This is a genomic window from Paenibacillus senegalensis JC66, assembly GCF_000285515.1.
Taxonomy (GTDB): domain Bacteria; phylum Bacillota; class Bacilli; order Paenibacillales; family NBRC-103111; genus Paenibacillus_L; species Paenibacillus_L senegalensis.
This window is the reverse complement of sequence record NZ_HE610967.1, coordinates 55,780-62,070: the sequence shown is the minus strand read 5'-3', so window position 1 is coordinate 62,070 and position 6,291 is coordinate 55,780. Positions and strand designations below refer to the sequence as shown.

The window sequence follows — 6,291 nt, the reverse complement described above, 5'->3', positions numbered from 1 at the left end:
AAACCGCATAGCCTGCAGGAAGATCCCCTGCATATAGCACCATAATTGAAAATCACATGTAAGCACGTATTTCCTCACGTCTCTAGATGTTAAACAGTCCTGCAGTTTGACACGTTAACATCATAAGTTATAAATGTGGCGGATATTTCGCTGCTTCTGCCATGCAATGGTGGTACTGGCTTATCTAGTCTGCCTCATCGTATGTTCATGTACCAATCTTTTAATGTTATGCACAATTTTGTGTTGAATTATGATGCCCTCAGAAAAAAATCTCTGCTCGTTCTATCTGTTCAGATTAACCCCCGCTCCACAATTAAACTCCTATTACCCGGGGTTACAAGGACAACAGCCAAGGAGTTAGCGTATTTTCCAGAATAGCTGCTACAAACAGCATTCCTGCTATGACCGCCAGTAAAGGAATCGTCAATTTTAAGAAAGTAATGATTTTCTCCTGTACTATCGCTCTTCTTCTGGCGCTTATAAAACTGAGCGCACCTTCCGCCATCAAAAAGCCGAACTTAATGCCGTAAGCTCCTGCAATCAGAATGGCCGGAATCTCAATAATTCCATGCGGCAATATGGCCTTTGCAAAAAACATCCACTCTCCCGCCGAATTGTTCTCTAATGCTAAATACCCAAGCAGCAAGCCATTTGAAACTAAAAAGTATAAGGGAACCAGGGCAAAGAAAGCGCCTAAATACATAATGACGATCGATAAAAACGTATTGTTCATCAAAATATAAAAAAATAAAAACCACGGACTTGCCTCATCCCCGGTCAAAGAGCCAATCACCCCCTGCAGCTGGCCAATTTGTTGGCCTACAAAACCTCCGATAGCGTCCTCGTTCGTATACCCAAGAAAGGCCCCGCCAAAAAACGCAAGCGTTGCAGCAATAAAATAATGCTTCATTTCTTTAAAATGCTTCCATAATGCTGGAAAACTCATGTAATACCCCCACTTTCAGAATCTAGTTAAATCGTTTTATGTTACCAGACATAAATTGGTTGTCCGAGCATAGACTGTTTAGCAGACAAGTATTCCAAGCCCCATCCGGGAGGATTAGCGGGTCAAAGGAGGTTCATTTCTCGTGAATCATTTTTATGTTTTGAACGGAAGGAAGATTAAGCAGTATTTGATTGTGTTCGTTGCAGTCGTCTTTGCTTGCGGCATTATTTATGCCGAAAAAGGGAATGTGTCGGTGTTTACCCAAGCAGAACCGGCGGCCATCTACAGTGTGCCAACCGATAAGAAATGGATTGCTCTGACTTTTGATATTAGTTGGGGCGAAGAGCGTGCCGAACCAATTCTGCAGGTACTTGCTGACAAAGAAATACAGAACGCTACCTTCTTCCTGTCTTCTCCATGGGTCAAAAGCCATCCGGATATCGCCAAAAAAATTAAACAAGCTGGATTTGAAATTGGCAGCCATGGACACAAACATACCAATTACAGCAGCCTGGAGAACGATGAAATTCGCCGGCAGATACAAACCGCCCATCAAATCTTACAGGATGAGCTGGGCATGGCTCCGGAACTCATCCGACTGCCTAACGGCGACTTTGACAAAAGGGTATTAAAAATAGCCGATGAACTGAATTATAAAGTCATTCAATGGCATACCGATTCCATGGATTGGGAGAATCCTGGGGTTGAGGTCATTACGGAACGCGTTCTGCAAAATGCCCATCCCGGAGACATCGTTCTCCTTCACGCCAGCGACTCAAGCAAACAAACCCATGAGGCCCTGCCTGTCATTATTGACGAGCTCAGATCTCAAGGCTATGAATTTGTTACCGTCTCCCAGCTGCTCGAGCAAACCACCGTTCAACAAAAAGCTGTCGAAGATCAGTAAGATTCATCCGAACCGCAATATGATAAAAAGTCCCTTAGGCGGGGCTTTTTTTGTTGTAAACCAGCTGTGTTTTTACGCCTGTATTGTACGCTTGCAGCGAACTTAATTTTCCGGTCCCCAAACTGACCTAATTGTACCAACCTTTACAGCAAAAAGCTAATTTGAAGCAACATAATTCAATCAGATTCACGCACACTAAACATACTATTTCAGGAAGGGAGCCTCAGACACATGAAATGGTCATCCATCCGCCTTATTGCTCTACTTCTTTTGGCATGCGTGCTTGCTACTTCCTGTGGAGCCCAGCAGCAATCGGAACAAAGCAGTCTTGGCTATAAAGATGTCAAATCCATGCTTCTTGACATTTTAAATTCCGATGAAGGGCAACAAGCCGTTCAGCAGGCCGTAAACCGCAACCAAAACGAAACGATGCGCTTGCTGTCCACAGGGGAAGGACAACAAATCCAATTAGCGGTCAAGGAAGTATTAACGGACCCGAATTACACGCAGCTTATTGAGCAAACAATGCTGGAACCGAAATTTGCCGGAGATTTCGCCAAATCGCTCCAAAAATACAGCAAACAATTAAATAAGGATCTCATGAAAGATCCTGAATATCAGCAGCAGATGCTTGAGCTGATGAATAACGAACAATTTAAAGCCTTGGTTATGGAAACAATGAAAAGCCCCGAATACCGGCAGCAAACCATTAAGATGATGGACGAATCGCTAAAAAGCCCTTTATTCAAAGTTCAATTGATGGAACTGTTCCGTGCAGTAGTCAGGGAAGAAAGCCGCCCTCAGCCACCGCCAAAATCGGATCAGCAGAAGTCCGGCGAAGGGCAAGGAGAGCAAGGTTCGCAGCAGGAAGAAGACAGTCAAGAGGGAGAGGGAGAAGGTGAGGGTGAAGGCGGAGAAGAAAAGCAGGAGCAGAATAAAGATGAAGAAGAGCAGAGCTAAAGGAGCTCTGCTCTTCTTTCCTAAGTATGCATTTGGCGAGAATCCCAGGCGGATCTTTCGAACAGATGCAGATTAAGTCAATGGTTGTTTGTCTATAACTTGCTGCCAGATGCTTGCGAATCGAATTTATTTACTTTTTTCAGGTAAGATAAAGATTTACCCCAGCTTGTCCACGATTTTTTGGGCAACCTCTAAATAGAGGCCAGCCGTCGGAGTGCCTTCCTTGTATACGGAAGGAGAAAAGTCTGGCTCAGCGACGTGGTTGTCGGGAGCACCGAGTGGGATTTGCGCCAAAAGCTCCGTATGCAGCTCTTCAGCAAGCTTGGCGCCACCACCCCGGCCAAACACATAATCTTTCTTACCATCTGAGGTTTCGTAATAAGACATATTTTCCACAATACCGAGGATTTCGTGATTCGTATGCAGGGCCATGGCACCCGCGCGTGCAGCTACAAAAGCTGCCGTGGCATGGGGTGTTGTGACAATAAGCTCTTTACTTTGGGGAATCATCTGATGCACGTCTAATGCAATATCTCCAGTTCCAGGGGGAAGATCCAGGATCAGATAATCTAATTCCCCCCATTCTACCTCGGAGAAGAAATTTCGCAGCATTTTGCCTAGCATAGGGCCACGCCAAATAATCGGCGAATTATCCTCCACAAAGAAACCCATGGAAATGACTTTTACTCCGAAGCGCTCTACAGGAATAATACGCTTGTCCACAAGTGCAGGCCGAGTTTCGATTCCCATCATATCCGGTACACTGAATCCGTAAATATCCGCATCTACGATCCCGACTCTTTTGCCTAATCTAGCCAAGGATACAGCAAGATTAACGGTTACCGTCGATTTACCTACTCCTCCTTTACCGCTTGCTACAGCAATAAACTGGGTTTTGGATTCAGGTGAAAGCAGTGGTGCTTCTTTTGGTGCATGAGTTGGAATTTCTTTTTTAGGAGGGTTTTTCTCCTTTTCGCCGGCCTTATCTCCGGAAAACAGGGCAGCAAGCTCCTGCTTTTCAAAGTCATTGATCGGGCGAAAACGAATATGCACATCGGCCACTCCAAGACGGCTGATCGCTTCTTCAACATCCTGCCGATACTGAGCCTTTAGCTGTTCATCATCAGCCGTCAAAACAAAAGTAACAGCCGCCTGATCCGGCTTGACCATTACGTCCTTGATCAAATTAAGCTCAGTTACTGGACGGTTATAAGTTGCATCGTATATATGTGCTAAAGCTTCAATTACTTGCTCCCTGGAAACCATGAAGTCACCCCACCGCTTCTATACATTTATTTTCAGCACACCGAATCAATTCCTCTATGCAGACTAAACGTTTTATGAAATTGATTCGACCATCATTATTATAGCAGTTTTAATTAGCCTCACCAACAGTTTCCCCGCTATAGTACTTTAAAATCCCTTGATAAATCGCTGCGGCCACTTTACGCTGATAATCGTCCTGGGACAGCAAAGCCGCTTCTTCCGGGTTGGAGAGAAAACCTGCTTCCACCAATACGCTGGGAATCGGCAAAGTTTTCAACAAATAGACGGTATCGGCTGTTTGCGCCACACGGTCCGTATTCTGCAGCTGAAGCGTTAACTCATCCTGAATATGGGCTGCCAGAGGTTTGCTTAAAGCCTGGCCTCCTGAATAGTAAAAGGTTTGCGCCCCCCTCCATCTTGCTGATGGTATGGCGTTCAGATGGAGACTGACCAGCATATCAGCTTTATGACTTTCGATAAAATCAGCTCGATTTAATAAATCTTCCGTTTTTCTTTTACTCAGCCCCTTCGTACCTGGAGATGCCAAATCTTTATCCGTTTCTCTAGTCATCACTACTATGGCACCGGCCTCCTGCAAGTAGTCTCTTAAGTATAGGGCGAGGCTCAATGTAACATCTTTTTCAATCAATCCATCCTTGCTGACAGCTCCCCCATCTACACCTCCATGCCCGGGATCAAGGGCAATAACCTTTCCTGACAATGGAAGGGTCCAATACGACCAGGTTCTAGCGGATGGCAGCTCAAAAGTGAACAAATAAACAAGGAGGGCAACAATCCAGCAACCTAACAGAAGCTTCAAGCTGCCGTTAAGATTAAGCCAGAATACGATGCCTCTAGGAAATTTACGCATAAAAAAAACCACCTCATCCGCTAAAATGTTATTACCATCTTATGGACAAAGGTGGAGCTTTATGACAAGCATCTCCCCTCGCTTTTTCACGAGGAGATCAACTAAAGGTTAACCGCGATCTAAACAAAGCTAATCGGTCAGGTAAGCGCCCGTTCGGCTACGCCCGCGATGAGCACCTCTGCCACCTCGGGACGGGTAAACTCAGGAGGCGGGGAGATTCCCTGCTTAAGCATTTCCCTTACCTTAGTGCCCGATAAATGCATATGCGCCGATTTATCATGGGGGCAGGTTTTGCTCGATGCCATGTTCCCGCAGCGTGTGCAGTAAAAGCTATGTTCAAAGAACAGAGGCGTAATACCCAAATCGTCACTTGAAAACTCCCGGAAAATTTCCTGCGCTTCATAAGTTCCGTAGTAGTCTCCCACACCGGCATGATCACGGCCTACAATGAAATGTGTACATCCATAATTTTTTCTGACAATAGCATGGAAGATCGCCTCTCGAGGTCCGGCATACCGCATTGCCGCTGGAAAGACACCAAGAAAGACTCTGTCTTTAGGATAATAGTGGTTGAGCAGCACGTGATAGCTGTTCATTCGAACCTCGGCAGATATATCATCCGATTTTGTTTCGCCCACGAGAGGATTGAGAAATAAACCATCTACAATTTCCATGGCGCTTTTTTGGATATATTCATGTGCCCGATGTACAGGATTTCGTGTTTGAAAACCAACAACCGTTTTCCAACCCAGCTCGGCAAATTTTTGCCGGGTCTCTGCAGGATCTAAATGGTACTCAGCAAATTTACTCTTACTTGGGCGGTTCAACACATAAATAGGACCTCCCGCATAGTTAGCCGGCCGCTGATACAACTTGGCCACTCCGGGATGTTCTTCACTATCTGTTTTGTACACCTTTCGAGCCTCATGTTTCTGATCTGCCTTATAGAGGCTTTCTATGTCCATGACGGCATAAATCACCTGATCGCTTTCACCCACTAATGCAATACGCGAGCCAACAGATAGACTCCCGAATAGGGAATCCTCTAGTGCCAATGTAATAGGGATACTCCAGACCGTGCCGTCCTTCAACCTCATACTGTCGATGACGGAGTGATAGTCTTCCTCCACCATAAAGCCCTCTAGCGGGGAGAAGCCGCCAACCGCTATTAGATCAATGTCTGATAGTGCCCAATTATCTACAGGCACAGCCGGAAGAGACGCGGCTTCATCAAGTAACGCTTGGCGCTGCTCCCCCTCCATCCACCGGTTTATTAATGTCCCCCCATGCGCAGGCAGGCTTTGATTCATAAACTGCTCCTCCTTATTCTTCAAATGGAGT

At 45.7% G+C, this 6,291-nt stretch carries 6 protein-coding genes; 2 read left to right on the top strand and 4 right to left on the bottom strand.

Going from position 1 to position 6,291, the window contains the following annotated elements; translation table 11 throughout:
• Positions 1-334: 334 nt before the first annotated feature.
• On the bottom strand, positions 335-946 hold the full coding sequence (locus PSHG_RS25390) for a stage II sporulation protein M (protein WP_010279757.1): 612 nt from the start codon (positions 944-946) through the stop codon (positions 335-337).
• Positions 947-1,088: 142 nt separating this feature from the next.
• Between PSHG_RS25390 and pdaB the strand changes: the two genes are divergently transcribed.
• A complete protein-coding gene (gene pdaB / locus PSHG_RS25385; RefSeq protein ID WP_010279754.1) occupies positions 1,089-1,853 on the top strand; it encodes a polysaccharide deacetylase family sporulation protein PdaB in 765 nt (254 codons plus the stop codon).
• A gap of 231 nt (positions 1,854-2,084) precedes the next feature.
• Entirely contained in the window at positions 2,085-2,813 is a 729-nt protein-coding gene (gene gerD, locus PSHG_RS25380; RefSeq protein ID WP_010279750.1) for a spore germination lipoprotein GerD, read from the top strand.
• 156 nt (positions 2,814-2,969) lie between these two features.
• On the opposite strand, the gene PSHG_RS25375 is transcribed toward gerD, so the two are convergent.
• The 3 genes from PSHG_RS25375 to sat form a co-directional block, all read right to left on the bottom strand.
• On the bottom strand, positions 2,970-4,079 hold the full coding sequence (locus PSHG_RS25375; RefSeq protein ID WP_010279745.1) for an Mrp/NBP35 family ATP-binding protein: 1,110 nt from the start codon (positions 4,077-4,079) through the stop codon (positions 2,970-2,972).
• A 109-nt stretch (positions 4,080-4,188) separates the two neighbouring features.
• Positions 4,189-4,950 carry an N-acetylmuramoyl-L-alanine amidase CwlD gene (gene cwlD / locus PSHG_RS25370; protein ID WP_010279741.1) on the bottom strand — a complete coding sequence of 254 codons (762 nt, stop codon included), beginning with the start codon at positions 4,948-4,950 and terminating at the stop codon, positions 4,189-4,191.
• A gap of 137 nt (positions 4,951-5,087) precedes the next feature.
• Complete coding sequence (gene sat, locus PSHG_RS25365) at positions 5,088-6,260, bottom strand: sulfate adenylyltransferase (protein WP_010279737.1); 1,173 nt, start codon at positions 6,258-6,260, stop codon at positions 5,088-5,090.
• Between the last annotated feature and the right edge of the window lie 31 nt (positions 6,261-6,291).

Coding starts and splice junctions, on each gene's coding strand:
- cwlD (WP_010279741.1), bottom strand. CDS start 4,950: ATGCGTAAATTTCCTAGAGGCATCGTATTCTGGCTTAATCTTAACGGC.
- PSHG_RS25375 (WP_010279745.1), bottom strand. CDS start 4,079: ATGGTTTCCAGGGAGCAAGTAATTGAAGCTTTAGCACATATATACGAT.
- gerD (WP_010279750.1), top strand. CDS start 2,085: ATGAAATGGTCATCCATCCGCCTTATTGCTCTACTTCTTTTGGCATGC.
- PSHG_RS25390 (WP_010279757.1), bottom strand. CDS start 946: ATGAGTTTTCCAGCATTATGGAAGCATTTTAAAGAAATGAAGCATTAT.
- sat (WP_010279737.1), bottom strand. CDS start 6,260: ATGAATCAAAGCCTGCCTGCGCATGGGGGGACATTAATAAACCGGTGG.